Consider the following 24,648-nt stretch of genomic DNA (forward strand, 5'->3'; position numbering starts at 1 on the left):
GGTGTTCCGCTCAACCCTTGGTCTGCGGCGCCGAGACGCCGGCCGAGGCGGGAGCCCCGCCCTTGGACTTTCCGAGCACCGCCTCGGTGATCGAGGCCGGAACCGCCTTCGGCTTCTCGAACAGGCCGAGCAGCGGCAGGATGATCAGGAAGTGCGCGAAGTACCAGATCGTCAGGATGCGGCCGGCGATGACGTAGCCGCCCTCGGCCGGCTTGGAGCCGAGCCAGCCGAGCCCGATGCACACCGCCACCCAGATCCAGAAGAACTGCTTGAATAGCGGACGGTAGCGGGCGGAGCGCACCTTGGAGGTGTCGAGCCACGGCACGAAGAACAGCACGATGATCGCGCCGAACATGGTGAGCACGCCGCCGAGCTTGTCCGGCACCGAGCGCAGCATGGCGTAGAACGGCAGGTAGTACCATTCCGGCACGATGTGCGCGGGCGTCACCAGCGGGTTGGCCGGGATGTAGTTGTCGGCGTGGCCCAGATAGTTCGGGATGTAGAACAGGAACCACGCGAAGAAGATCAGGAAGCACACCATGCCGAACCCGTCCTTGATGGTCGCGTAGGGCGTGAAGGGCACGGTGTCCTTCTCCGACTTCGGCTCGACGCCGGTCGGGTTGTTCTGGCCGACCACGTGCAGCGCCCAGACGTGCAGGACGACGACGCCGGCGATCATGAACGGCAGCAGGTAGTGCAGCGAGAAGAAGCGGTTCAGCGTCGCGTTGTCGACCGAGAAGCCGCCCCACAGCCACTCGACGATGGTCGGGCCGACCACCGGGAAGGCGGAGAACAGGTTGGTGATGACGGTGGCGCCCCAGAAGCTCATCTGCCCCCAGGGGAGCACGTAGCCCATGAAGCCGGTCGCCATCATCAGCAGGTAGATGATGCAGCCGAGGATCCACAGCACCTCGCGCGGGGCCTTGTAGGACCCGTAATAGAGGCCGCGGAACATGTGGATGTACACCGCGATGAAGAACATCGAGGCGCCGTTGGCGTGCATGTAGCGGAGCAGCCAGCCATAGCTGACGTCACGCATGATGTGCTCGACCGAATCGAACGCCATCGAGGCATGCGGCGTGTAGTGCATCACCAGCACCACGCCCGACAGGATCTGGACGACCAGCATCAGCGACAGGATGCCGCCGAAGGTCCACCAGTAGTTCAGGTTGCGCGGGGTGGGGTAGGCAACGAAGGAGGAATGGATCAGGCCGACCAGCGGCAGCCGGCTCTCGAACCACTTGAGCGCCGGGTGCTTCGGCTCGAACGTGGAGTGTCCGCTCATCTGTCAGTATCCCTGGACGCCGGTTCAGCCGATGGAGATCTTCGTGTCGGACACGAAGCTATAGGGCGGGACGGCGAGGTTCTCGGGCGCCGGGCCGCGGCGGACGCGGCCGGCCGAATCATATTCGGAGCCGTGGCAGGGGCAGAACCAGCCGTCGAATTCGCCCATATGGCCGATCGGCACGCAGCCCAGATGCGTGCAGATGCCGATGACGACGAGCCACTTCTCGCGGCCCTCGCCTTCGGCGGCGCGGTTCTGGTCGGTGGCCGGCGCTTCGGCCGGCAGGTTGGCGTTGCGCGCCACCGGGTCGATCAGGGCGGAAATCTCGGTCGCCTTCGCCTTCTCGATGTCGGCGGCCGTGCGGTTCCACACGAAGACCGGCTTGCCGCGCCACTTCACGGTGACGATCTGGCCTTCCTGGATCTGCGACAGGTCCACCTCGGTGGAGGACAGCGCGAGGACCGAGGCGTCCGGCTGGAGCTGGGAAATGAAGGGCCAGACCGCGGCGGCGGCGCCGACCGCGCCCATGGCGCCGGTCGCTATGTAGAGGAAGTCGCGGCGCGTGGTACCCGCCGTCTCGGTTGCTGCCACGATGGTTTCCTTTCCCCTCATGCCCGTGACCGGTGACCTCCGTCACGCCCGCCCCGGCCCGACGAGCGGGCGCGCGACACAGGCGTGCGGCCGCGTGGTCTGCGGTCGACCCTACCTTCGAGTGCCTCTAATTGCATCCGAACCGCCCCTTGTCCAGATGAACGCAGTGCGGCAGTCCGTCCTGCCCCCGCCGGTCCACGCCCGCCTCCGGCGGGGGATGGTAGCGACCGGCCGCGACTTACGTTACGGACGCACCGACGGGCGCAGGGACAAGGATTTCCGATGACGCTGGCACTGGCGCTCTACGAGCCCGACATCGCCCAGAATGCCGGCACGCTGGCCCGCGCCGTCGCCTGCCTCGGGCTCGAGCTGCACATCGTCGAGCCCGCCGGCTTTCCGGTGGGCGACGCCGGCTTCCGGCGGGCCGGCATGGACTATCTCGACCGCGCGGTGATCCGCCGCCATGCGAGCTTCAAAGCCTTCGAGGAATGGCGGCGGGCGGAAGGCCGGCGCCTTGTGCTCGCCACCACCCGCGGGGCCGTCGCCCATGTGGACTTCGCCTTCACTGAGACCGACGTGGTCCTGCTCGGCCGCGAGAGCGCCGGCGTGCCGGAGGCGGTGCACGAATCCGCGGATGCGCGGATCGTCATCCCGCTGAATGAGGGCGCCCGCTCGCTCAACGTGGCGCTCGCCGGCGCGATGATCCTCGGCGAGGCGCTTAGGCAGACCGGCGGGTTTGCGCGCACAGGTACGGGGTAAACACCGTCGCCTCGTGCAACGTCATGCCCGGCGTTGGGCCGGGCATGACGACTTCCTCGCCGTCAAAAGGCGTGGATGGCCGGGCCAAGCCCGGCCATGACGTCGTTCTCAGTCATGCCGACGGTCCGGCTCACGGCCACTTCACCACCGGCGGCATGGAGGAGAGGATCGAATCGACGTTCCCCCCCGTCTTCAGCCCAAACAGCGTGCCGCGGTCGTAGAGCAGGTTGAACTCGACATAGCGCCCGCGCCGCACCAGCTGCTCCTCGCGCTCGGCCATGCCCCAGGGCGTGTCGGCATTGGCCCGCACGAGGCGCGGATAGACGTCGAGGAAGGCGAGCCCCACCGCCTTGGTGAAGTGGAAATCGCCTTCCCAGTCGCCGGAATCCAGCCAGTCGTAGAAGATGCCGCCGATGCCGCGCGCCTCGCCCCGGTGCGGCAGGAAGAAATACTCGTCGCACCACGCCTTGTAGCGCCCATAGTCGATATGCGGCCGGCTCTCGCAGGCCCCGCGCATCGCCGCGTGGAAGGCGACCGAATCCGGGTCCTCCTGCGTGCGGCGGGCGTCGAGCACCGGGGTGAGGTCCGCCCCGCCGCCGAACCACGCCTTCGACGTCACCACGAAGCGCGTGTTCATGTGCACCGCCGGCACATGCGGATTGGTCATGTGGGCGATGAGCGAGATGCCCGTCGCGTGGAAGCGCGGGTCCTCCTCGGCGCCGGGAATCTGCTGGCGGAACTCGGGCGCGAACTCGCCATGCACGGTGGAGCAGTGCACGCCGACCTTCTCGAACAGCCGCCCGCGCATGACCGCCATCGTCCCGCCGCCACCCGGCCCGCCGCTATGGTCGGTGCGCTGCCACGGCGTGCGCTCGAAGCGGCCCGGCGCGCCGGGATAGAGCGCGTCGGACGCCTCGTCCTCCAGCTTCTCGAAGCAGGCGCAGATGCGGTTGCGCAGCTCCTCGAACCAGGCGCGGGCGGCCTGCTTGCGGGCCTCGATGTCGGCGGGGATGGCGTTGGTCATGGCACTTCCCTGGAACACATGCCCGCATCTAGCGCCGCCGGCCGGACAGGACAACCGGCCGGTGGTAGCCGTCGGCCTACGACTCGTGTCTGTTCACGATTGGTTCGCGCTTTCCGATCTGACACACTGGTGCCGCAACGGCGGCGCAGAAGGTCGCCCATGTTCACGCGCATCTTCGCCTGGTTCGAGAGCCTGGTCGATCCGTTCCGGCCGGCGCCCATCGTGCGCCCGCCGGAATCGCTGATCGCCTTCTACTGGCACTTCGTGCGCCAGACCGGCTGGGTGTTCGTCGCCGCGCTCGGCGCCGCCTTCCTCGTCGCCATCGTCGAGGTGTCGCTGTTCCGCTATATCGGCCAGATCGTCGACCTGCTGCAATCCTCCAGCCCGGCGACGATCTTCAAAGATCACGGCATGCTGATGCTGTGGATGGCCTTCGTGGTGGTGATCGCGCGGCCCATCTGCAACGCCCTGCACGACCTGCTGATACGCCAGTCCATCACCGCCAATGTCGGCAGCCTGATCCGCTGGCAGTCCTATCGCTGGGTGGTGCGCCAGTCGCTCGGCTATTTCCAGAGCGACTTCGCCGGCCGCATCGCCACCCGCGTATTGCAGGCGGGCCCGGCGCTGCGCGGCTCGGTGGTCGAGGTGATCGACGCGCTCTGGTACGTCACCGTCTACGCGGTGAGCGCAGTGATCCTGTTCGCCGAGGCCGACTGGCGGCTCGCCGTGCCGATCGTCGCCTGGATCGCGCTCTACATCCTCGCGCTCAGCCGCTTCGTGCCGACGGTGCGCCTTCTCTCCAAGAAGACGTCCGAAGGCAATTCGCTGCTCTCCGGCCGCGTGGTCGACAGCTACACCAACATGATGACGGTGAAGCTGTTCGCCCATGCCGACCGCGAGGATTCCTACGTCGGCGAGGCGCTGACGACCGTCAACGACGCCAACAAGAACCAGCAGCGCCAGATCACCCGCATGGCGCTCACCGTCTCCGTGCTGAACAGCCTCATGCTCGGCGCGGTCGGCGCGCTCGGCGTGTGGCTATGGTCGATCGAGGCGATCAATCTCGGCGCCATCGCGCTCTCCACCGGCCTCGCCATCCGCATCACCAACATGTCCGGCTGGATCATGTGGGTGGTGACCGGCGTGTTCGAGAATGTCGGCACGGTGCAGGAGGCGATCCTCTCCATCGCCCGCCCGCACACCGTGACCGACCCTTCCGGCGCGCCGGCGCTCGAGGTGGGCCGCGGCGAGATCCGCTTCGACGACGTGTCGTTCCACTACGGCAAGGGTTCGGGCGTCATCGACCATCTGACGCTGACCATCCGGCCGGGCGAGCGGGTCGGCCTCGTCGGCCCGTCCGGCGCCGGCAAGTCGACGCTGATGAGCCTCTTGCTGCGCTTCTACGACACCGAGAGCGGCCGCGTGCTGATCGACGGGCAGGACGTCGCCGGCATCGCGCAGGATTCGCTGCGCGCGAAGATCGGCGTGGTGACGCAGGACACCTCGCTGATGCACCGCTCGGTGCGCGACAATATCCGCTACGGCAAGCCCGGCGCCGACGAGGCGGCGATCTGGGAGGCGGCGCGGCGCGCCCATGCCGCCGAGTTCATCACCACGCTGACCGACCCGCAGGGCCGGATGGGCCTCGACGCCCATGTCGGCGAGCGCGGGGTGAAGCTCTCCGGCGGCCAGCGCCAGCGCATCGCCATCGCCCGCGTGCTGCTGAAGGACGCGCCGATCCTGGTGCTGGACGAGGCGACCTCGGCGCTGGATTCAGAGGTCGAGGCGGCGATCCAGTCCAACCTCGACGAGCTCATGGCCGGCAAGACGGTGATCGCCATCGCCCACCGCCTCTCCACCATCGCCCGCATGGACCGGCTGGTGGTGATGGAGCACGGCCGCATCGTCGAGAGCGGCACCCATGCCGAGTTGGTGGCCAAGGGCGGCCTCTACGCCCGCCTCTGGCACCGCCAGTCCGGCGGCTTCATCGACGCCGAAGAAGCCGCGGCGGCGGAGTAGGCGGCGACTTGAAGCCGTCATCCCGGCCGCAGCGCAGCGGAGAGCCGGCATCGTTTCCCGAATTCGGCACGCGATCCCGGATATGGCCTACGGCCATTCCGGGATGACGATTGCGGTTAGAGGACCGCTTCCCCCGCAATCCTCTCCAAGTCCCCCGCCCCCATCGGAAACCCGGCCTCGATCCAGGCTTCCTCGGCGCGCTTGAGGGCGGCGCCGAGCGCCGGGCCGGGCTGAATGCCGCGGGCGATGAAATCGGCGGCCTTCAAGGGGAACACCGGGATCGGCCAGCCGGCGGCGAGGCTTGCCAGCGCGCGCCAGCCCTCGTCCTCCAGCGAAGCCCCGGAGTGGGCGAAGGCGATCAGCGCCCGGTCCTGGAAGGCCTCGCGGCCCATGCGGTAGAGGAACGCTTTCTGCCCCTTCTCGCACATGCCCGGCGTCGGCGCGGGGCCGGCGAGCGCGGCGAGGCGCGTGGCCTCGGCATTGGAGAGCCGCAGCCCCTCGCGCAGGGCTTCCGCGTCTTCCTCCGAACGAACGGCCAACGCGCCGAGCCGGCGCACCGCGTCGGGCACCATGGCGAGCGACGCCTCGACCTCGGAAAGGCGGACGAAGGTCCTCGCATCCCCGGCCCTGCCGAGCACGGGCTCCAAAAGGCCGGCCGCCTCCATCTGCGCCAGCGTCTCGGCGGCGCGGGGCGCGACCAGCAGCTTCATCATTTCCGCCCGCACGCGCTCGCGCGAGAGCCGGTCCAGCCCCTCGCGGTTGCGCACCGCCGCCGCCAGCGCGTCTTCGTCCAGCGCGCCCTTGCCATAGGCGGCATGGAAGCGGAACAGGCGCAATATGCGCAGATAATCCTCGCGGATGCGCACGTCGGCATCGCCGATGAAGCGCACCCTGCCCGCCCGGGCATCGGCCTCGCCGCCGACGAGGTCGATCAGCTCGCCCGCACGGGTGAGATAGAGCGCGTTCATGGTGAAGTCGCGCCGCTGCGCGTCATGCGCCCAGTTCCGCCCGAAGACGACGCGCGCGCGCCGGCCATCGGTCTCCACGTCCTCGCGCAGCGTCGTCACCTCATAGGGCTCGCCCTCGGCGATCACCGTCACCGTGCCGTGCTCGACCCCGGTCGGCACCGCCTTGAGCCCGGCAGCAAGCGCGCGGCGCGTCACCTCCTCCGGCGTCGCCGTGGTGGCGATGTCGATGTCGAAGCGCACGCCGCGCCCGATCAGCCAGTCGCGCACCGCGCCGCCGACGATGCGCGCCTCCTCGCCCTCGCCGTCAAGCGCAGCGAGCACGCGGGCGAGGCCCGGCCGGCCGTCAAGCAGCGGGTTCATTCCCGGTCGGTTCATTCGACATGCCCCGGCACCAGCACGCCGTCCTCCCAGGTGGGCGGCACGTAGCGGCCCGTGGTCGGCCCGCGCCCGGCGACCTCGATGAAATAAAGGCTCAGCGCCACCAGCAGCACCGCCGCCACCGAGCAGCCGATGAGCGCGCGCAGCGACCAGGCGTCCAGCAGCGAGTCCACCTTGCGCCCGAAGCGCAGATAGAGCGCGAAGGCGGCGAAGGGCACCAGGAACAGCGCCAGCTCGGCAATAATGCGGACCATCAGGCGTAAATCCGCTCATAGAGGCTGCGCAGGATGCCGGCGGTGACACCCCAGATGAAGCGCTTCTCATAGGCCATGGCGTGGAAGGTGCGCCGCAGCCCCTCCGCCTCGCGGGTGTGGCGCTGGTGGTTGGCCGGGCTCATCAGGAAATCGAGCGGCACCTCGAAGGCCTCGTCCACCTCGCCGGGATTGAGCGTCAGGCCGAATTCCGGCCGCACCAGCCCGACCACCGGCACGATGCGGAAGCCGGTGCGCGAGAGATACGGGTCGAGATAGCCGAGCGGCGAGACGAGGCTGCGCGCCAGCCCCACCTCCTCCTCCGCCTCGCGCAGCGCCGCGTCGAGCGGGCCGGCATCGGCCGGGTCGATCTTGCCGCCGGGAAAGGCGATCTGGCCGGCATGGCTCGGCAGATGCGGCGAGCGCAGGGTGAGCAACACGCTCGGCTGCGCGCGGGCGATCACCGGGATCAGCACCGCCGCGGCGCGAACGGGGCGGCCGTAGACCAGCGGGCGGAATTCGGGGGTCAGCTCATGGTCGCCGCGCGGCGCCTCGCCGTCGAGGTCCGGCGCGTGCAGCAGCCGCGCGCGGGCGCGGGCGACGAAGTCGTCCAGCGCGAGGGGCGCAGAATCGGGCACGTCGGCGGTGGCGGAGGGGATGGGCACGGCGGTCATAGGCTCTCTTTCACGGTCTCGGCGGGCGCGAGGACGAAGAACGCCCCCCCGGAAGCGACACCATAGACGGCGCGCCCCTCGACCGCCCGCTCCTCGGCCCGCTCGGCGAGGTCGAGGAACACCGCCCGGGTCAGCCGCGCCCACAAGCCGCGGCGGACATAGATATAGGGACGCAGCTCGCCGCCCGCTCGTGCATCGAAGCGCAGCGGATGCTCCTCGTCGCAGCGCACGAGGTCGTCGAGATTGGTGCGGAAGACGAGGACCGGCCCGTCCCCTCCCTCCTCCACCGCCATCTCGACGGCGAGGAAGGGCGCGTCCTCCACCTTGATACCGAGCTTCTCCACCGGCGTGACGAGCACATGGCGCTCGCCCTCGCACCTGAGCACGGAAGCGAAAAGGCGCACCAGCGCCTCGCGGCGGATCGGCCGGCCCTCATGGTGCCAGACGCCCTCGCGGTCGATCACGATGTCGATGTCGCCGCAATCGGGCGGATTCCAGCGCTCGATCGGCGGCAGCACCCGCTCGGGAGCTGTCCCCATCATACGCACCAACTCGTCAAGTCGGCCGGAAGCCTCTGAAACCATGGCTAAATCCGTGTCACACATACGCAATCGCGCAGTCGTGATCCCCCGCCCGATAGTCGACGCGATGGCAAGATAGCGTAAGCTTGCCCTTTCGAAAGCCCGCGTCGGTCATTCCGGCCTACGCTGAAACGGATCGTGGATGGTATCTGGCTGGTGCATTGCAATATTGTTTGTTGCGATGCAACATAGCCGGCGCGGGAAGTTTGGGCTCTGAGTCTTTGGATTTGAGGAGCACGACATGACGTCTGCCACCGGCGAGAATTTCGAATCGCTCGACGACATGATCATCCGCTCGGCGGAATCGACGGCGGCGAACGTGCGCGCCGCCCGTGCCGGCATCGGCGCGGTGATCTTCGGCCAGGAGGCGGTGGTCGAGCGCACGCTGATCACCATCCTCGCCGGCGGCCACGGCCTTTTGGTCGGCGTGCCCGGCCTCGCCAAGACCAAGCTGGTGGAGACGCTCGGCGTGGTGCTCGGTCTCGATGCCCGCCGCGTGCAGTTCACCCCCGACCTGATGCCCTCCGACATCCTCGGCGCCGAGGTGCTGGAGGAGAGCGCGGGCGGGCGGCGCTCCTTCCGCTTCATCCCCGGCCCGGTCTTCGCCCAGCTGCTGATGGCCGACGAGATCAACCGCGCGAGCCCGCGCACCCAGTCGGCGCTGCTGCAGTCGATGCAGGAAGGCCATGTCACGGTCGCCGGCGTGCGCCACGACCTGCCCAAGCCCTTCCATGTGCTGGCCACCCAAAACCCGCTGGAGCAGGAAGGCACTTACCCGCTGCCCGAAGCCCAGCTCGACCGCTTCATCATGGAGATCGACGTCGACTATCCCGATCGCGACGCCGAGCGGAAGATCCTGTTCGACACCACCAGCGCCGAGGAGACCAAGCCGCGCGCGGTGATGACCGCCGACGAGCTCATCGCCGCCCAGCGTCTGGTGCGCCGCCTGCCCGTCGGCGAATCCGTGGTCGAGGCCATCCTGAATCTCGTGCGCTCCGCCCGTCCGGGCGCGGAATCCGGCGATGTCGGCAAGTTCATCGCCTGGGGTCCCGGCCCGCGCGCCTCGCAGTCGCTGATGCTGGCGGTGCGCGCCCGCGCGCTGCTGGACGGGCGCTACGCGCCCTCCATCGACGACGTGGTGGCGCTCGCCGAGCCGATCCTGAAGCACCGCATGGCGCTCACCTTCGCCGCCCGCGCCGATGGCGAGACCGTGCCGGGCATCATCGCCCGGCTGGCGAAGAAGATCGGCTGAGCCCTTGAGCGCCGGCCACTGGCCGGCGCCTTGCATCGCAGGCGGCGCAAGCGGCCCTATATACCGCCTAAGTCGCGGCACGAGCCGCGCAGTGCAGACGAGGACCTGATCGGGTGGAGTTCGACGCCGACACAGCCGTGCGAAGTGCCGCGCAGGACGCGGCAGGCCTGGTGGCCGCCATGCCCCGCCTGGTGCTGGAGGCGCGCAAGATCGCGGCAAGCGTCTATCACGGGCTGCACGGGCGCCGCCGCGCCGGCTCGGGCGAGAACTTCTGGCAATACCGCCGCTTCATGGACGGCGAGCCGTCGAACCGCGTCGACTGGCGCCGCTCGGCGCGCGACGACCATCTCTATGTGCGCGAGCGCGAATGGGAGGCCGCCCACACGGTGTGGATCTGGCCGGACCTGTCCACCTCCATGGTCTTCGCCTCGCCCCTCGTCTGGGAAACCAAGCGCGACCGCGCGCTGATCGTCGCCTTCGCGCTGGCCGAGTTGCTGGTGCGCGGCGGCGAGCGCGTCGGCATCCCCGGCATCATGAACCCCTCCGCCTCGCGCCGCATCGTCGAGAAGATGGCCGAGGCGCTGGTGCACGCCCCGAGCCTGCCGCAGAGCCTGCCGCCCACCTTCTCGCCCTCGCCGCTGGCCGAGGTGGTGGTGCTCGGCGACCTGTGGAGCCCGACCAAGGATGTGGTGGCGAGCCTGATCGGCCTCTCCGCCTCCGGCGCCCACGGCCATGTCGTGCAGGTCTGCGACCCCGCTGAGGAGACCTTCCCCTATTCCGGCCGCGTCGAGTTCCGCGAGCCCGAAAGCGGGCTGATGCTCACCATCGGCCGGGCCGAGACGGTGCGCGAGGAATATGTCGAGCGCGTCGCCACCCATCGCGCCATCATCCGCCGCGAGGCGGAGCGGCGGACCTGGAGCTTCCTCATCCACCGCACCGACCGGCCGGCCAGCGAATTGCTGCTGGCGCTGCACGCGCGCATGAGCGGCGGCCACGGCGCCGTGGCCCCGAGCGAGGGCGGCGTCACCGGCGAGACCAGACGCGACGAATCGGAGCACGCGGCATGACGGGTTTCCTCGGCCTGCCGCTCGCCTTCACCACGCCGCTGCTGCTGGCGGCCCTCGCCGGCCTGCCGCTGCTGTGGTTCCTGCTGCGTCTCGTGCCGCCGCGCCCACGCCGCATCGCCTTCGCGCCGACGCGGCTGCTGCTCGACATCCCGCCGAAGGAGGAGACGCCGGCGCGCACGCCCTGGTGGCTCACCGCGCTGCGTATGCTGCTCGCCGCCATCATCATCTTCGCCGCCGCCGGACCGATCTGGAACCCGCCGGTCGCCGGCCCGGCCGCTTCCGGCCCGGTGGTGCTGCTGATCGATTCCGGCTGGCCCTCCGCTGCCAGCTGGGCCGCGCGCCGCGCCAGCGCCGAGGGCATCGTCGCCGACGCCGACATTGCCGGGCGCGGCATCGTGCTCATCCCGACCGGCGACCCGCCGCTGGAGCCGCAGGTGATGCGGGCGACCGAGGCGCGCGAGCGCCTGCGCACCCTCGCCCCGGTGCCGCACATGCCGGAGCGCGCGCAGGCGCTCTCCAGCCTCTCCAAGGCGCTCGCCGCCGCGCCGGAGGCCTCCGTCATCTATCTCTCCGACGGCGTGGCGCTGGAGGGCGGCGAAGGCGTACCCGCCGACATCGCGAACGCCGTCGGCAACCGCCCGCTGACCACGCTGGTCGACGGCGTCGAGGAGCCCCTGGCGCTCACCGCCGCCGACAACGCGGTGGACGCGCTCACCGTCAAGGTCATCCGCGCGGACCGCAACACGCTCTCGCGCGCGGGCACGGTGCGCGCGCTCGACATGCGCGGCCTGCCGCTCGGCGACGCCGCCTTCAGCTTCGAACCGGGTGCCCGCGAGACCGAGGCGCGCTTCGACCTGCCGGTCGAGATCCGCAACGAGGTGGCGCGGCTGGAGATCGTCGACGAAGCCTCCGCCGGCGCGGTGGCGCTGCTCGACAAGCGCTGGCGCCGGCGCACGGTCGGCATGGTCTCCGGCACCACCGCCGACCAGCGCCAGCCGCTGCTGGCGCCGTCCTACTACCTCACCCGCGCGCTCGGCCCCTTCGCCGACATCCGCACCGGCGAAGGCGCCGGCTCCAGCGAGGCGGTGGACCGCTTCATCGACCAGAAACTGCCCGTCATCATCCTCTCCGACGTCGGCACGCTGCAGCCGGAGACGCAGGCGCGGCTCGCGCGCTGGATCGAGGGCGGCGGCGTGCTCATCCGCTTCGCCGGCCCCCGCCTCGCCAACGGCTCGGACGATCTCGTGCCGGTGACGCTCAGGCGCGGCGGGCGCGTGCTCGGCGGCTCGCTGTCCTGGGAACAGCCGCAGTCGCTCGGCAGCTTCTCGTCCGACGGGCCGTTCCGCGACGTGCCGGTGCCGAACGACGTCACCGTCCAGCGTCAGGTCCTGGCCGAGCCGGACGGGTTGCTCGCCTCGCGCACCTGGGCGACGCTGTCGGACGGCACGCCGCTCGTCACCGGCGAGCGGCGCGGCGCCGGGACGCTGGTGCTGTTCCACGTCACCGCCGACACCTCCTGGTCGAACCTGCCGATCTCCGGCGCCTTCGTCGACATGCTGCGCCGGGTGGTGGCGCTCGGCGGCGCCAGCGCGGCCGAGATCGCCGCCGACCAGAACGGCGCGGCGGCCACCAATGGCGAGACCGTCGCCCCGAGCCGCCTGCTCGACGGGTTCGGCGCCTTCCGCCCGACCACCCCGACCGCCAGGGCCATCCCGGTCGGCTTCAACGGCCGCGCCAGCGCCGACCACCCACCGGGCTTCTACGGCCCGCCGGAAGGGCTGGTGGCGGTCAACGCCCTCTTGCCGCGCGACCGCCTCGCCGCGCTCGACCTTTCCGGCCTCGGCCGCGTCGAGCCCTATCGCGACGCCACGCCGCGCGACCTGCGCGCGCCGCTGCTGCTGGCGCTGCTCGCCCTCATCCTGGTCGACGCCATGATCGTGTTCCTGCTCGCCGGCGGCTTCTCGCGGCTCACCGCCCGCCGCGCCGCGGGCGCCGCCACGCTGCTGCTCGCGCTCGGCCTCGCCGCCGCGCTGCCCGTGCCGCCGGCGCATGCCCAGCCGAAGCCGCTGGCGCAGGCCGCGACACCCGCCCCGCCGGCTGGCGCGCCGCCGGCCGCCGCCCAGAAGCCGATGACGCCGGCCGTGGCCGACTTCGCCATCCAGGCCACCAGCGCCACGCGCCTTGCTTATGTCGTCACCGGCGACGCGGAGACCGACGAGGTCAGCCGCGCCGGCCTCAAGGGCCTGACCAATTTCCTCAGCGAACGCACCGCGCTGGAAGCCGGCGAGCCGATGGGCGTCGACATCTCGCGCGACGAGCTCTCCTTCTTCCCGCTGCTCTACTGGCCGATCGTCCCCGGCGCCGCCCAGCCGAGCCGCGAGACGCTGGCGCGCATCGACGCCTTCATGAAGCAGGGCGGCACCATCGTCTTCGACACCCGCGACGCCGAGACCACCCTGCCCGGCTCGAACGGCGCGGGATCGCCGGCCAACGACACGCTGCGCGCCATCCTCGGCGGGCTCGACATCCCCGAGCTGGAGCCGGTGCCGCGCGATCACGTCCTGACCAAGGCGTTCTACCTGCTGCGCGACTTCCCCGGCCGCTTCACCGGCGGCACCACCTGGGTGGAGGCGCTGCCCGCGCCCGAGGATGGCGAGGAGCGCCCGGCCCGCGCCGGCGACGGCGTCTCGCCGGTGATCATCACCTCCAACGACCTCGCCGGCGCCTGGGCGGCCGACGATGATGGCCAGCCGCTGCTGCCCGTCTCCGGCGGCGGCCAGCGCCAGCGCGAACTCGCCTACCGCGCCGGCGCCAACCTCGTCATGTATGTGCTGACCGGCAACTACAAGGCCGATCAGGTCCACGTCCCGGCGCTGCTTGAGAGGCTCGGCCAATGAATCTCGGCCTCGCCTTCGATCCGCTCATCCCGCTGCCCTGGCTGATCGCCGCGGCGGTCGTCGCCGCCGCAGTGGCGCTGCTCGTCATCGTCTCGCGCACCCGCGGCTCGCTCCTGCGCGCGCTCGCCATCGCCCTCGCCTTGCTGGCGCTCGCCAACCCTTCGCTGACCCGCGAGGAGCGCGAGCCGCTCTCCACCGTCGTCGCGGTCGTGGTCGACAAGAGCGCCAGCCAGCAATTCGGCGACCGGACGCAGATGACCGACGCCGCCCGCGCCGAGCTCGAGACCCGCCTCGCCCGCCTCAAGGAGCAGGGCGCGGAGATCCGTTTCATCGATGCCGGCGGCGGCGCCGGCGAGGTGGACGGCACCCGCCTGTTCACCGCGCTCTCCGCCGGCCTCGCCGACGTGCCGCCCGAGCGGGTGGCCGGCGCCATCTTCATCACCGATGGGCGCGTCCACGACATCCCCGCGACCGTCGCCGCGCTCGGCTTCCGCGCGCCGGTGCACGCCATCATCTCCGGCCGCGAGGGGGAGCGCGACCGCCGCGTGGCGCTGACCTCCACGCCGCGCTTCGGCATCGTCGGCCAGCGCCAGACGGTCGGCTACCGCGTCGAGGACGAGGGCGCGCCGGCCGGCGCGCGCGTCTCCGTCACCGTGCGCCGTGACGGCGAGGTGGTGGCCCGGCCCATCGTCACCGCCGGCCAGCCGGCCAGTGTCGATGTCGAGATCACCCATGCGGGGGCCAACATCGTCGAGATCGAGGCCGCCGGCCTCGACGGCGAGCTCACCCCGGTCAACAACCGCGCGGCGCTCTCCATCGACGGTGTGCGCGACAAGCTGCGCGTGCTGCTGGTCTCCGGCGAGCCGCATGTCGGCGAGCGCACCTGGCGCAACCTGCTGAAGTCGGACGCCAACGTCGACCTCGTCCACTTCACCATCCTGCGCCCGCCGGAGAAGCAGGACGGCACGCCGATCAACGAATTGTCGCTCATCGCCTTCCCGACGCGCGAGCTGTTCCAGCAGAAGATCAAGGATTTCGACCTGATCATCTTCGACCGCTACGCCCAGCAGGGCGTGCTGCCGATGATCTATTTCGACAACATCGTGCGCTATGTGGAGGAAGGCGGCGCGCTTCTGGTCGCCGCTGGCACCGACTACATCTCCGACGGCTCGGTCTACTACACCCCGCTCGACGCCATCCTGCCGGCCGCGCCTACCGGCCAGATGACCGAGACGCCCTACCGCGCACGCCTGACCGAGGCCGGTCAGCGCCATCCGGTCACCCGCGCCCTCCCCGGCTCGCAGAGCGATCCGCCGGCCTGGTCGCGCTTCTTCCGCATCATCGACGCCAAGGACGTGCACGGCACCAGCGTGATGGACGGGCCGGACGGCAAGCCGGCGGTGCTGCTCGACCGCGTCGGCGAGGGCCGCGTGGCGCTGCTGCTGTCCGACCAGTTCTGGCTGTGGGCGCGCGGCTTCGAGGGCGGCGGGCCGCATATCGACCTGCTGCGCCGGCTCTCGCACTGGCTGATGAAGGAGCCCGACCTCGAGGAGGAGCGGCTCAAGATGACGGCCCATGGCGGCGACATCGTCGTCGAGCGCCAGACCATGGGCGATGCGGTGCCGCCGGTGACCATCACCACCCCGACCGGCCAGACCCGCAGCGTCACGCTCGCCTCCGCCGCGCCGGGCCTGTTCCGCACCACCTTCCCGGCCGACATGCTCGGCCTGTGGCGGGCGAGCGACGGCACCCATACGGCGCTGGTCAATGTCGGCCCGCTCAACCCGCGCGAATTCGCCGAGGTGACCTCGACCACCGAGGTGCTGCGCCCGACCGTGACCGCCACCGGCGGCGGGGTGTGGCGCATGGCCGACCTCTCCGGCGGCGTGCCGCGCGTGGTCGCGGTGCGCTCGGGCGAGCGCTTCGCCGGCGAGGACTGGATGGGCCTCGCCATGCGCGACGTCTCGGTGGTGCGCGGCCTCGGCCTGTTCCCGCTCTTCGCCGGGCTGTCGGGCCTCTTGATCCTGCTCGCCGGCGTCGCCGCCGCCTGGGCCCGCGAGGGCCGCTGACCCTCGCCTGCGACCAAGGTCGGGGGCACTCTCCCGTCCTTGTGACCTCGGCTATTTCCCGCCTGCCCTAGTTTCTTCCGGCATTCGCGGCGACGCGACGTTGGCGCGCGTCCCCCGCCATCCGAAACAGGAGACCCGAGCCGGTGAAATCCGTCCGTCTGTGCTTGTCCGCCGCCCTTCTCTGCTTCAGCACCTTCGCCATCGCCGACACACCACAGACCTACGGCCCGCAGCTCGAAGGCTTCGACTATCCCTATCCGCTGAAACGCTTCGACTTCACCTCGCAGGGCAAGCCGATGTCGATGGCCTATATGGACATCGCCCCGGGCGGCACGGCGAACGGGCGCACCGCAGTGCTGCTGCACGGCAAGAATTTTTGCGGCGCCACCTGGGAAGGCACGATCAAGGTGCTGAGCGCCGCCGGCTTCCGCGTCGTGGTGCCGGACCAGATCGGCTTCTGCGCCTCGACCAAACCGGAAGCCTACCAGTTCAGCTTCCACCAGCTCGCCGACAACACTAACAGGCTGCTCGCCTCGCTCGACATCGGCAAGGCGACCGTCATCGGCCATTCCATGGGCGGCATGCTGGCGGCGCGCTACGCGCTCAGCTTCCCCGACGCGACCGAGAAGCTGGTGATGGTCGACCCGCTCGGGCTGGAGGACTGGAAGGCCAAGGGCGTGCCCTACGCCACGATCGACCAGCTCCACCAGCAGGAGCTCAAGACCAGCGCCGATTCCATCAAGGCCTATCAGCTGAAGTTCTACTACAACGGCCAGTGGAAGCCGGAATATGACCGCTGGGTCGCCATGGCCGCCGGCCTCTATGGCGGGCCGGGCAAGGAGATCGTCGCCCGCAACCAGGCGCAGACCTCCGACATGATCTACACCCAGCCGGTGCTCTACGAGTTCGGCGCCATCCGCGTGCCGACGCTGCTCATGGTCGGCGCCCTCGACAGGACCGCGCCCGGCGCCAATCGCGCCGCGCCGGAGGTGGCGAAGACGCTGGGCGACTATGCCGAGCTCGGCAAGCAGACGGCGAAGGCGATCCCCGGCGCCCGGCTGATCGAGTTCGGGAAGCTCGGCCACTCGCCGCAGATCGAGGCGCCGGAGGAATTCCACAAGGCGCTGATGGAAGCCCTATAGGCCTCTGGCGGTGGGACCCGCGGCCGGTCATGCTCGGCTTCTCGAATCTGGGACGGGAGCGGCTCCATGGGCATGATCCGCGGCTTCATCGCCGCCAGCCTCGACGGCTACATCGCCGACCGCGACGGCGGCATCGGCTGGCTGACGCCTTTCGACGACGTCGATTATGGCTATGCCGGCTTCATCGCCGAGATCGGCACGGTGGTGATGGGCCGCACGACCTATGACGTCGTCGCCGGCTTCGAGACCGGCTGGCCCTATGCCGGCAAGCGCGGCATCGTCGTTACCTCGCGCCCGCTCGCCGGCGCCCCCGCCGGCGTCGAAGCCTGGCGCGAGGGCGTGCCGGCGCTGGTCGATCATCTGCGCGAGCAGGCCGATGAGGACGACGACGTCTGGGTCATCGGCGGCGGCGGGCTGCAATCGGCCTTCATCGCCGCCGGCGCCCTCCGCCGGCTCGACCTGTTCGTCATTCCCGTGCTGCTGGGCGGCGGCGTGCTGCTGTTCCCGCCGGGCGAGACCCCGGCGCGCGGCCTCGCGCTCGAAGCCACCGAGAGCTTCGCCAACGGCATGGTGCGGCTGCGCTACGCGCTCGGCTGACGCCTCACGCCGCCGGCGCGTGGTGGGAGAAGTCCTTGCGCACGGCGCCGCGCACTTCGTCCAGCGCCAGGCCGTCCATGAGGAAGGCCAGCACCCGCTGCGGGTCCACTGGGCCGGGAAGGCTCACATGGCCGCCCGGCACGCGTTGGAAGCCCATGCGGCCGTAATAGGGCTCGTCGCCGACCAGCAGGACCAGACGCGCCGCGCCGGCCCGCCCGGCGTCCGCGCGCGCGGCATCGAGCGCCCGGTCCACCAGCCGCCGGCCGATGCCGTGCGAGCGGAAGGGCGGCTCGACGGTGAGCGGGCCGAGCAGCAGGCCGGGCACCTCGCCGACGAGGATCGGGGTGAGCCGCACCGACCCCACCAGCATGGTGCCGATATAGGCGGTGAAGGAGAGGTCCCGCCGGTGCGGGTTGTTCTCGCGCAGCCGATAGGCGGTGCGGGCGAAGCGGCCAGGCCCGAAGGTGCGCGCGACCAGCCGCTCGATCGCGGCGTCGTCGTCGGGATTCTCGGGCAGAAGGGTGATGGAAAGCTCGGTCATGATGGCTCTCGGACGCTCAATACTCGGCACGCCGCCGCGCCGGGCGTCCGCGCCTCACGGCCGCCGGCGGGCAGAAACGGACAGGCACGCACGCGCGCTGGCGCGGCGGGCTCGCTCGTCTCGTCGTCGCTGGGCCGGCATCCGGATCATCGGGAGCTTCCTCGAAAGTGGGGCGCCCGATAGCACGGCGCGGCGGCGAGGTCGAGAGCGGACGTCGTCTCGACCGGATAGATGCCGCGTTCACAGCCGCGCGCAATGCGGCATAGGATGAAGCCGTCCCGTCCTCCTCCGTGATCTTCATGTCCGCCGATATCGACGCCATCGCCCTGCGCCCCCTCGCCGCTTCCCCCGAGACCATCGACGCGCTCGCCGCCCTCCTCGTCGAGACGGTCGCCGCCGGCGGCTCGGTCAGCTTCATGCACCCGCTGCCTCGCGAGGAGGCCGCCACCTTCTGGCGCGGCTCGCTCGAAGCCGCTGCGCGCGGCGGGCGCGTGGTGCTCGGCGCCTATGCCGGCGAGGCGCTGATCGGCACCGTCACGCTGCTCGTCGACCTGCCGCCCAACCAGCCGCACCGGGCCGAGATCGCCAAGATGATGACCCTGCCCGCCTACCGCGGTCGCGGCGTCGCCCGTGCGCTGCTGCGCGAGGCCGAGCGGATCGCCGCCCTGCGCGGGCGCACGCTGATCGTGCTCGACACCGCCGCGGATGAAGGCGCCTCCGGCTTCTACGAGAAGCTCGGCTATGTCCGCGTCGGCGAGATCCCCGACTTCGCGCTGAAGCCCCATGGCGGCCTCACCGGCACGCTGATCTACTTCAAGCGCCTCGCGCCTGCGGCCGCCTGAGCGGCGCCCGCTTTAACCATTCCGAGTCGATACATGCGCGGGCAGATGTTTCCGCGCCCGCAATAGGTTAATTTCATGCCAGCGCGTGGGTGCGGACCACGCGCGGGGAGCGTGCAGGCATCATGGCCGAAGACCATCCATCGACCGGGGCAATGCCGGGCCGTTTCGGCCGGCAGCTCGCAGTCTTCGGCCTCGTCGTCGGCTGCCTGCTGGCGATCGGCGTCGGCGTCGTGCTCATCGAGTTCCGCCACGCCGCGATCCATCGCGACGAGCAGGAACTCAAGCGCATGGCGCTCGTGCTTGCCGAACAGGCCGAGCGCGCCTTCCAGTCGCTGGAGGCGGCGCAGAACGGCCTGCAGCAGGAGATGCGCAACCAGGAGATCGACACCCAGGAGGAGTTCCGCGGCCAGAAGGACGACGCCGACATCCACGACTCGCTGCGCCAGCGCATCAACGGCCTCGCCCATGTCGACCTTCTCGCGCTGATCGACGACCAGGGCCACGTCGTCGGCCAATCGCATCCCCTGCCCATGCCGGACGGCAGCCTGTCGAACCGCGAATTCTTCACCGTGCTGCGCGACGGGCCGCCGAACACGCGCTACATCTCCGCGCCGCTGACCGATCCGGACGGCACGGTGTGGACCGTCCACATCGCCCAGCGGGTCACCGGCCAGGACGGCGCCTTCCTCGGCGCGGTGCTCGGCGCGGTGCGGCTGCGCTATTTCGAGTCGCTCTACGGCACGGTCGCCGCCACCTCGGGCGACGTCATCTCGCTGGTGCATGGCGACGGCGACGTGCTCGCCCGCTATCCCGCGCTCGCCGGCCGCCCCGCGGACGGCGCCGCCAATCCGCTCGCCGCCTCGCAGAAGGCGCCCGCCGTGCCCGCGGGCGAGATGGAGGATCTCGGCATCACCCCGCACGACTTCACCGCCGTGCACAAGCTGCAGAGCTATCCGGTCGAGGTGCGGGTCAGCCGCGCCGCCCACGACGTGCTGCGCGGCTGGCACCAGGAGGCGCTGGTGATCGCCGCCGGCGCCGGCCTGGTCGAGCTCGGCCTCGCCGGCATCGTGCTGCTCGGCGTGCGGCAGATCCGCAGCCAGGGCCGCCTCGCCAATGCCGAGCGCGAGCGCCGGGTGCAGGACATGCGCTTCGCGACCGCCATGGAGCACCTGAACCAGGGCGTGTGCATGCTCGACCGCCAAGGCCGCGTCGCCGTGGTCAATCCGCGCCTGCGCGAGATGCTGTCGCTGCCGGCCGGGCAGCCCCTGAGCGGGCTGAGCCTCGCGCAGTTCGCCCGCATGGCGGTGGCGGCGCGCCGGGTGACGCCGGCCGATCTGCGCTATCTGCGCCGCGCCATCGCCCAGCTTCCAGAGGCGCGCCCCGCCTCGCTCATCTGGCATCTGGCGGACGGACGGATCTTCGTCGTCGAGCTCGATTCCACCCCCGACGACGGCTGGCTGGCGACGCTGGAGGACGCCACCGAGCGCCACCGCGCCGAGGCGCGCATCTTCCATCTCGCCCATCACGACCCGCTCACCGGCCTCGCCAACCGCACGCTGTTCTCCCAGCGCCTGCAGGAGGCGATCGCCCGCGCGAGGGTCGGACTGCCGGGGGCGCTGCTGCTGATCGACCTCGACCGCTTCAAGCGGGTCAATGACGAGTTCGGCCACCCGGTCGGCGACGCCCTGCTCATCGCCGCGGCCGAGCGGCTGCGCGGCTGCCTGCGCGAGGGCGACCTCGCCGCCCGGCTCGGCGGCGACGAATTCGCCGTGATCCAGGCCGGCGCCGCACAGCCGGAGGGCGCACGGGCGCTCGGCGCCCGGCTCGTCGCCACGCTCGGCGCGCCCTACGAGATCGACGGAAAGCACCTCGACGTCCGCGCCTCGGTCGGCACCGCCGTCCTCGGCCCCGACGACGACACGCAGGCGCTGATGCGCAAGGCCGACGTCGCGCTCTATCGCGCCAAGGATGGTGGCCGCGCCCGCCATGTCCTGTTCGGCGAGGAGAATGCCGCCTCGCTCCAGTGACGGGCCGGCCCGCTCAAGCTCCCCGCAAAACGAAAAGGGCCGGGCAGAGGGCCCGGCCGCGATCGTCAGTCAAGGTGAGGCGTGCCGGCTTACTGCCGGTACTGCTGAATGCGGGTGGTGCGCAGGCCGGCAAGACCATGACGGTCGATGGAGGCCTGCCAGGAAAGAAATTCTTCGGTGGTCAACGTATAGCGGTTGCAGGCTTCCTCAAGGCTGAGGAGCCCGCCACGGACGGCGGCGACGACCTCCGCCTTGCGGCGGATAACCCACCGCCGGGTGTTTGACGGGGGCAGATCGGCAATGGTCAGCGGACTTCCGTCCGGCCCGATTACATATTTCACCCTCGGGCGATAGGGCTCTGTCATGTTACGCTCACTCAATACACACGACCAATGACAGCAGCATATCTGGCGAGTTTTAAATATTCTCCTAAGCGAATCACGTATCGGTGAGCGTGAATTGTTGGACGCTTCGTTAATATTTACGCAGGACTTTGTTTACCCTTCGTGCCGCAACGGCAGCTTTGTCCAATGCGACGAGGCGCCGGGTGGTTACACCGGCCTCCAGGACACGGCACGGGCAGGGTTCATAGAACGGCCATCCTGCCCTATATAAGTACGCACCCTGCGCAGACCGTTCCGAAGCCATGATCCGTCTCGACGATACATCCCGCTCCCCGAGCCACACGCGCGTCGTCGTCGCGATGTCGGGCGGCGTGGATTCCTCCGTCGTCGCCGCGCTCTATGCGAAGGCGGGCTACGACGTGGTGGGCGTGACGCTGCAGCTCTACGACCATGGCGAGGCGATGCACCACCGCCCCGGCGCCTGCTGCGCCGGCCAGGACATCTATGACGCGCGCACCGTGGCCGAGAAACTCGGCATCCCCCATTACGTGCTCGACTATGAGAGCCGCTTCCGCCACGCGGTGATCGAACGCTTCGCCGACGCCTATGCGGCCGGGGAAACGCCGATCCCCTGCGTCGACTGCAACCGCACGGTCAAGTTCCGCGACCTGCTCGAGACCGCGCGCGACCTCGGCGCCGACATCCTCGCCACCGGCCACTACGTCACCAGCCGGGCGCTGGAGGGCGGCCGCCGGGCGCTGTTCCGCCCGCTCGACGAGAGCCGCGACCAGAGCTACTTCCTCTACGCCACCACGCAGGAGCAGATCGACATGCTCCGCTTCCCGCTCGGCGAGACGACCAAGCCCGAGGTGCGGGCGCTGGCGGAGGAGTTCGGGCTGAAGGTCGCCGACAAGCCGGACAGCCAGGACATCTGCTTCGTGCCGAACGGCCACTATACCGCCATCGTCGAGAAGCTGCGTCCCGAGGCCGCCGAGCCGGGCGAGATCGTGCATCTCGACGGCCGCGTGCTGGGCCAGCACGCCGGGGTGATGCGTTACACCATCGGCCAGCGCAAGGGCCTCGGCATCGCCGCCTCCGAGCCGCTCTACGTCGTCGGCATCGACGCCGGCCGCCGGCGCGTGCTGGTCGGCCCGCGCGCGGCGCTCGGCGTCTCGGCGATCCGCATCGACGAGGTCAACTGGCTCGGCGACGAGACGCTGGACGCGGCGGCCGAGGCCGGCCGCGACCTCTATGTGAAGGTGCGCTCGGCGCGCGCGCCCGTCCCCGGCCATCTCGCCCGCGCGAGCGACGGCGGCGTCGAGGTGCATCTGGCCGGCGCCGAGGAAGGCGTGGCGCCCGGGCAGGCCTGCGTCTTCTACGAGGATGGCGGCGCCGGCGCGCGGCTGCTCGGCGGCGGCGTCATCAGGCGTACACGGGAGTCCTTCACCACGCTGACACGTGACATGGAGATGATGGCGCGTTCGGCGTGATTCGGATGCGCCTGCAAGGGCAAGCTCGGCCAAGCTGTTAGGGGGACGACTTCATGACCACCGATCTCGACCGCGCCACCGTCGAGGAAGCCTATGCCCGCTGGGCGCCGGTCTACGACATGGTGTTCGGTGCCGTCTTCGAGGCTGGCCGCAAGGTGGCGATGAAGGCGGCGGAGAACATCGGCGGTCGCATCCTCGAATTCGGTGTCGGCACCGGCATCGCCCTGCCCAACTACAAGCGCAGCAACCGCATCGTCGGCGTCGACATCTCCGAGCCCATGCTGCAGAAGGCGCGCGAGCGGGTGCAGAAGGAGAAGCTCGACCATGTCGAGGGCCTCTGCCTGATGGACGGCGCCCATATGGGCTTCGCCGACAACTCCTTCGACGTCGTCATCGCCCAGTTCGTCATCACCGTGGTGCCGCAGCCCGAGGAGACGCTGGACGAGATGGCCCGCGTGCTGAAGCCCGGCGGCGAGATCATCCTGGTCAACCATCTCGGCGCCGAGGACGGCCCGCGCGCGGCCTTCGAGAAGTGGTTCGCCCGGCGCGCGCGCAAGCTCGGCTGGCGCCCGGAATTCCAGTTCGCGCGGCTGCGCAACTGGGCGGTGCAGAACGGCACCGTCGACCTCCCCGTCCCCAAGGATGTCGGCCTCGGCATGTACACCATGGTCCGCTTCCGCAAGCGCAGCGAGGCGGAGGTGGCCGGGGCGGTAGAGGGCGTGAAGCTGGCGGGGTGATGGTAAATTATCTCGGCGGAGGGGGAAGTATGCCCACTATGATCAGCCGTATCGGCTCTCCTGCTCGCCCTCGGACAACGTAGGATTGAATGTATACTAGATCATTTCCCATTGCCGAAAGAAGCTGGGACTGAAGACGACCCTTTGTATCTGACGGAACGCTGAATGAAAGAGGAACCTCCGAGAGTGAGGTTCTTATTTTTCCCCATCCACTTTCTTTATTGTACTGTATTATATCTCCAAGTATTGACGTTATAGTTTTATCAACAACAGATAGTTCAAGTTCAGACGCCATATCTCTATTTAAGAACAAGATATTCTTTGGAACTGTTCCGGGGGTTTCGGTTATTATTTGAAGCGTGTTAGCGCTTCTCCTCAGTGCGGTTGCCATTTCACTGACTAGAGGCGCGGACATCTCGATGAGATTTTTTTCTCTCTCTGCATCAATTCTTGTTGCCTGACCTTCACGCCGTACTATTTCTTTTTCCCGCTCGAGTTCGGCTATTCGTGCTGAAAGTATATCTCTGCTCTCTGCGTGCAATTTCTCTTTTATTTTTTGATCTTTTTGTATTATGTTTAAAGCTTTATTTATTGTTTCCGAATTGTTTTCGGTGATGCTTCCAATTTGCGATACGATGTCGCTAGTCGCGTTCAACGCGCCAACGACATCGCTGTCCGATTTTTTTCCAACAATGCGGTCGAAGACGTACGACATAAGATAGCTTAACGTCGTCGACATGAAAGTATCTTGAGCGTGGGCGATTAGCGGCGCCAACACGCTGATGTCAAACGACCCTTCATGCGGTATTGTTATGAGGATGTCAGCATTACTATTATTAGTAATTTTTTTAGCAAATTTTCCGTTTCGACGAAATTGAGACAGCTTCACGAGAAGTCGAGCTGACGCATATTGAAAGCGAGCCGCCTCGTAAAAATTCATCTTATGTTCGTCTGAAAATGCACCTTCAAAATGAAACGTTATCTGCTCTGCCATGTTGAATTGCCCGAATGGTGTCGACCGATTCGGCAGTATGATATGCTACCCAAGTCAGTTGAAGAAACGCTTCGAAACTAGATAGCTCTTGGCATCATCAGCATAACCTTACGCTTTCG

General features: G+C 69.1%; 22 protein-coding genes. 12 read left to right on the top strand and 10 right to left on the bottom strand.

Features of this window, described 5'->3' with window-relative positions:
• Positions 1-10: 10 nt before the first annotated feature.
• Positions 11-1,285, bottom strand: a complete 1,275-nt coding sequence (locus tag SNOV_RS12370; RefSeq protein ID WP_013167277.1) for a cytochrome b — start codon at positions 1,283-1,285, stop codon at positions 11-13.
• Between the two features lie 24 nt (positions 1,286-1,309).
• Positions 1,310-1,897, bottom strand: a complete 588-nt coding sequence (petA, locus tag SNOV_RS12375) for a ubiquinol-cytochrome c reductase iron-sulfur subunit (RefSeq protein ID WP_013167278.1) — start codon at positions 1,895-1,897, stop codon at positions 1,310-1,312.
• A gap of 261 nt (positions 1,898-2,158) precedes the next feature.
• Here petA and SNOV_RS12380 point away from each other — a divergent pair, with 261 nt between their 5' ends.
• Entirely contained in the window at positions 2,159-2,635 is a 477-nt protein-coding gene (locus SNOV_RS12380; protein ID WP_013167279.1) for a tRNA (cytidine(34)-2'-O)-methyltransferase, read from the top strand.
• Between the two features lie 130 nt (positions 2,636-2,765).
• Here the strand turns inward: SNOV_RS12380 and hemF are convergent, their stop codons facing one another.
• Positions 2,766-3,659 carry an oxygen-dependent coproporphyrinogen oxidase gene (gene hemF / locus SNOV_RS12385; RefSeq protein WP_013167280.1) on the bottom strand — a complete coding sequence of 298 codons (894 nt, stop codon included), beginning with the start codon at positions 3,657-3,659 and terminating at the stop codon, positions 2,766-2,768.
• 159 nt (positions 3,660-3,818) lie between these two features.
• Between hemF and SNOV_RS12390 the strand changes: the two genes are divergently transcribed.
• Positions 3,819-5,678 (top strand): ABC transporter ATP-binding protein, encoded by a 1,860-nt coding sequence (locus SNOV_RS12390; protein WP_013167281.1) that lies wholly within the window; start codon positions 3,819-3,821, stop codon positions 5,676-5,678.
• Between the two features lie 116 nt (positions 5,679-5,794).
• Here SNOV_RS12390 and SNOV_RS12395 read toward each other — a convergent pair whose 3' ends face one another.
• From SNOV_RS12395 to SNOV_RS12410, 4 genes are read right to left on the bottom strand one after another with little or no spacing between them, the layout of a single operon-like run.
• Entirely contained in the window at positions 5,795-7,006 is a 1,212-nt protein-coding gene (locus tag SNOV_RS12395; protein ID WP_041782240.1) for a CCA tRNA nucleotidyltransferase, read from the bottom strand.
• An 11-nt stretch (positions 7,007-7,017) separates the two neighbouring features.
• On the bottom strand, positions 7,018-7,278 hold the full coding sequence (locus SNOV_RS12400; protein WP_013167283.1) for a DUF6111 family protein: 261 nt from the start codon (positions 7,276-7,278) through the stop codon (positions 7,018-7,020).
• Positions 7,278-7,949: a CoA pyrophosphatase gene (locus tag SNOV_RS12405; RefSeq protein WP_013167284.1), complete on the bottom strand. Its 672-nt coding sequence runs from the start codon at positions 7,947-7,949 to the stop codon at positions 7,278-7,280. Before SNOV_RS12405 ends, SNOV_RS12400 begins: the two co-directional genes overlap by 1 nt.
• Complete coding sequence (locus SNOV_RS12410) at positions 7,946-8,533, bottom strand: DUF1285 domain-containing protein (protein WP_013167285.1); 588 nt, start codon at positions 8,531-8,533, stop codon at positions 7,946-7,948. The genes SNOV_RS12405 and SNOV_RS12410 overlap by 4 nt, the downstream gene beginning before the upstream one ends.
• Positions 8,534-8,771: 238 nt before the next feature.
• On the opposite strand from SNOV_RS12410, the gene SNOV_RS12415 reads away from it, so the two are divergent.
• The 6 genes from SNOV_RS12415 to SNOV_RS12440 all read left to right on the top strand — a co-directional run bounded on the left by SNOV_RS12415 (position 8,772) and on the right by SNOV_RS12440 (position 17,554).
• Positions 8,772-9,782 (top strand): AAA family ATPase, encoded by a 1,011-nt coding sequence (locus SNOV_RS12415; RefSeq protein ID WP_013167286.1) that lies wholly within the window; start codon positions 8,772-8,774, stop codon positions 9,780-9,782.
• Between the two features lie 113 nt (positions 9,783-9,895).
• Positions 9,896-10,849, top strand: coding sequence for a DUF58 domain-containing protein (locus SNOV_RS12420; protein ID WP_013167287.1), 954 nt, complete (start codon positions 9,896-9,898; stop codon positions 10,847-10,849).
• Positions 10,846-13,746, top strand: a complete 2,901-nt coding sequence (locus tag SNOV_RS12425) for a DUF4159 domain-containing protein (protein ID WP_013167288.1) — start codon at positions 10,846-10,848, stop codon at positions 13,744-13,746. The genes SNOV_RS12420 and SNOV_RS12425 overlap by 4 nt, the downstream gene beginning before the upstream one ends.
• Positions 13,743-15,815, top strand: coding sequence for a membrane protein (locus SNOV_RS12430; protein ID WP_013167289.1), 2,073 nt, complete (start codon positions 13,743-13,745; stop codon positions 15,813-15,815). The genes SNOV_RS12425 and SNOV_RS12430 overlap by 4 nt, the downstream gene beginning before the upstream one ends.
• Positions 15,816-15,958: 143 nt before the next feature.
• Positions 15,959-16,957, top strand: a complete 999-nt coding sequence (locus SNOV_RS12435; RefSeq protein WP_013167290.1) for an alpha/beta fold hydrolase — start codon at positions 15,959-15,961, stop codon at positions 16,955-16,957.
• 66 nt (positions 16,958-17,023) lie between these two features.
• Entirely contained in the window at positions 17,024-17,554 is a 531-nt protein-coding gene (locus SNOV_RS12440; protein WP_013167291.1) for a dihydrofolate reductase family protein, read from the top strand.
• Positions 17,555-17,558: 4 nt separating this feature from the next.
• Here the strand turns inward: SNOV_RS12440 and SNOV_RS12445 are convergent, their stop codons facing one another.
• Complete coding sequence (locus SNOV_RS12445; RefSeq protein ID WP_013167292.1) at positions 17,559-18,095, bottom strand: GNAT family N-acetyltransferase; 537 nt, start codon at positions 18,093-18,095, stop codon at positions 17,559-17,561.
• Between the two features lie 299 nt (positions 18,096-18,394).
• Here SNOV_RS12445 and SNOV_RS12450 point away from each other — a divergent pair, with 299 nt between their 5' ends.
• Both SNOV_RS12450 and SNOV_RS12455 read left to right on the top strand, forming a co-directional pair.
• On the top strand, positions 18,395-18,937 hold the full coding sequence (locus tag SNOV_RS12450) for a GNAT family N-acetyltransferase (protein ID WP_013167293.1): 543 nt from the start codon (positions 18,395-18,397) through the stop codon (positions 18,935-18,937).
• A gap of 122 nt (positions 18,938-19,059) precedes the next feature.
• Positions 19,060-20,964, top strand: coding sequence for a sensor domain-containing diguanylate cyclase (locus SNOV_RS12455; protein ID WP_013167294.1), 1,905 nt, complete (start codon positions 19,060-19,062; stop codon positions 20,962-20,964).
• Positions 20,965-21,053: 89 nt separating this feature from the next.
• Here SNOV_RS12455 and sciP read toward each other — a convergent pair whose 3' ends face one another.
• On the bottom strand, positions 21,054-21,329 hold the full coding sequence (sciP, locus tag SNOV_RS12460; protein WP_013167295.1) for a CtrA inhibitor SciP: 276 nt from the start codon (positions 21,327-21,329) through the stop codon (positions 21,054-21,056).
• 281 nt (positions 21,330-21,610) lie between these two features.
• Between sciP and mnmA the strand changes: the two genes are divergently transcribed.
• Together mnmA and SNOV_RS12470 are read left to right on the top strand one after the other, a co-directional pair.
• Positions 21,611-22,798: a tRNA 2-thiouridine(34) synthase MnmA gene (mnmA, locus tag SNOV_RS12465; protein ID WP_013167296.1), complete on the top strand. Its 1,188-nt coding sequence runs from the start codon at positions 21,611-21,613 to the stop codon at positions 22,796-22,798.
• A gap of 53 nt (positions 22,799-22,851) precedes the next feature.
• Positions 22,852-23,535: a class I SAM-dependent methyltransferase gene (locus SNOV_RS12470; protein WP_013167297.1), complete on the top strand. Its 684-nt coding sequence runs from the start codon at positions 22,852-22,854 to the stop codon at positions 23,533-23,535.
• A 7-nt stretch (positions 23,536-23,542) separates the two neighbouring features.
• On the opposite strand, the gene SNOV_RS23475 is transcribed toward SNOV_RS12470, so the two are convergent.
• Positions 23,543-24,529: a DUF7946 domain-containing protein gene (locus SNOV_RS23475; protein ID WP_013167298.1), complete on the bottom strand. Its 987-nt coding sequence runs from the start codon at positions 24,527-24,529 to the stop codon at positions 23,543-23,545.
• Positions 24,530-24,648 lie beyond the last annotated feature (119 nt).

Source organism: Ancylobacter novellus DSM 506, assembly GCF_000092925.1.
GTDB lineage: Bacteria > Pseudomonadota > Alphaproteobacteria > Rhizobiales > Xanthobacteraceae > Ancylobacter > Ancylobacter novellus.

What these genes read in the sequence shown, in the direction of transcription:
- SNOV_RS12370 (WP_013167277.1), bottom strand. Translation starts at nt 1,285, where the DNA reads ATGAGCGGACACTCCACGTTCGAGCCGAAGCACCCGGCGCTCAAGTGG.
- petA (WP_013167278.1), bottom strand. Translation starts at nt 1,897, where the DNA reads ATGAGGGGAAAGGAAACCATCGTGGCAGCAACCGAGACGGCGGGTACC.
- SNOV_RS12380 (WP_013167279.1), top strand. Translation starts at nt 2,159, where the DNA reads ATGACGCTGGCACTGGCGCTCTACGAGCCCGACATCGCCCAGAATGCC.
- hemF (WP_013167280.1), bottom strand. Translation starts at nt 3,659, where the DNA reads ATGACCAACGCCATCCCCGCCGACATCGAGGCCCGCAAGCAGGCCGCC.
- SNOV_RS12390 (WP_013167281.1), top strand. Translation starts at nt 3,819, where the DNA reads ATGTTCACGCGCATCTTCGCCTGGTTCGAGAGCCTGGTCGATCCGTTC.
- SNOV_RS12395 (WP_041782240.1), bottom strand. Translation starts at nt 7,006, where the DNA reads ATGAACCCGCTGCTTGACGGCCGGCCGGGCCTCGCCCGCGTGCTCGCT.
- SNOV_RS12400 (WP_013167283.1), bottom strand. Translation starts at nt 7,278, where the DNA reads ATGGTCCGCATTATTGCCGAGCTGGCGCTGTTCCTGGTGCCCTTCGCC.
- SNOV_RS12405 (WP_013167284.1), bottom strand. Translation starts at nt 7,949, where the DNA reads ATGACCGCCGTGCCCATCCCCTCCGCCACCGCCGACGTGCCCGATTCT.
- SNOV_RS12410 (WP_013167285.1), bottom strand. Translation starts at nt 8,533, where the DNA reads ATGGTTTCAGAGGCTTCCGGCCGACTTGACGAGTTGGTGCGTATGATG.
- SNOV_RS12415 (WP_013167286.1), top strand. Translation starts at nt 8,772, where the DNA reads ATGACGTCTGCCACCGGCGAGAATTTCGAATCGCTCGACGACATGATC.
- SNOV_RS12425 (WP_013167288.1), top strand. Translation starts at nt 10,846, where the DNA reads ATGACGGGTTTCCTCGGCCTGCCGCTCGCCTTCACCACGCCGCTGCTG.
- SNOV_RS12430 (WP_013167289.1), top strand. Translation starts at nt 13,743, where the DNA reads ATGAATCTCGGCCTCGCCTTCGATCCGCTCATCCCGCTGCCCTGGCTG.
- SNOV_RS12440 (WP_013167291.1), top strand. Translation starts at nt 17,024, where the DNA reads ATGGGCATGATCCGCGGCTTCATCGCCGCCAGCCTCGACGGCTACATC.
- SNOV_RS12445 (WP_013167292.1), bottom strand. Translation starts at nt 18,095, where the DNA reads ATGACCGAGCTTTCCATCACCCTTCTGCCCGAGAATCCCGACGACGAC.
- SNOV_RS12450 (WP_013167293.1), top strand. Translation starts at nt 18,395, where the DNA reads ATGTCCGCCGATATCGACGCCATCGCCCTGCGCCCCCTCGCCGCTTCC.
- SNOV_RS12455 (WP_013167294.1), top strand. Translation starts at nt 19,060, where the DNA reads ATGGCCGAAGACCATCCATCGACCGGGGCAATGCCGGGCCGTTTCGGC.
- sciP (WP_013167295.1), bottom strand. Translation starts at nt 21,329, where the DNA reads ATGACAGAGCCCTATCGCCCGAGGGTGAAATATGTAATCGGGCCGGAC.
- mnmA (WP_013167296.1), top strand. Translation starts at nt 21,611, where the DNA reads ATGATCCGTCTCGACGATACATCCCGCTCCCCGAGCCACACGCGCGTC.
- SNOV_RS12470 (WP_013167297.1), top strand. Translation starts at nt 22,852, where the DNA reads ATGACCACCGATCTCGACCGCGCCACCGTCGAGGAAGCCTATGCCCGC.
- SNOV_RS23475 (WP_013167298.1), bottom strand. Translation starts at nt 24,529, where the DNA reads ATGGCAGAGCAGATAACGTTTCATTTTGAAGGTGCATTTTCAGACGAA.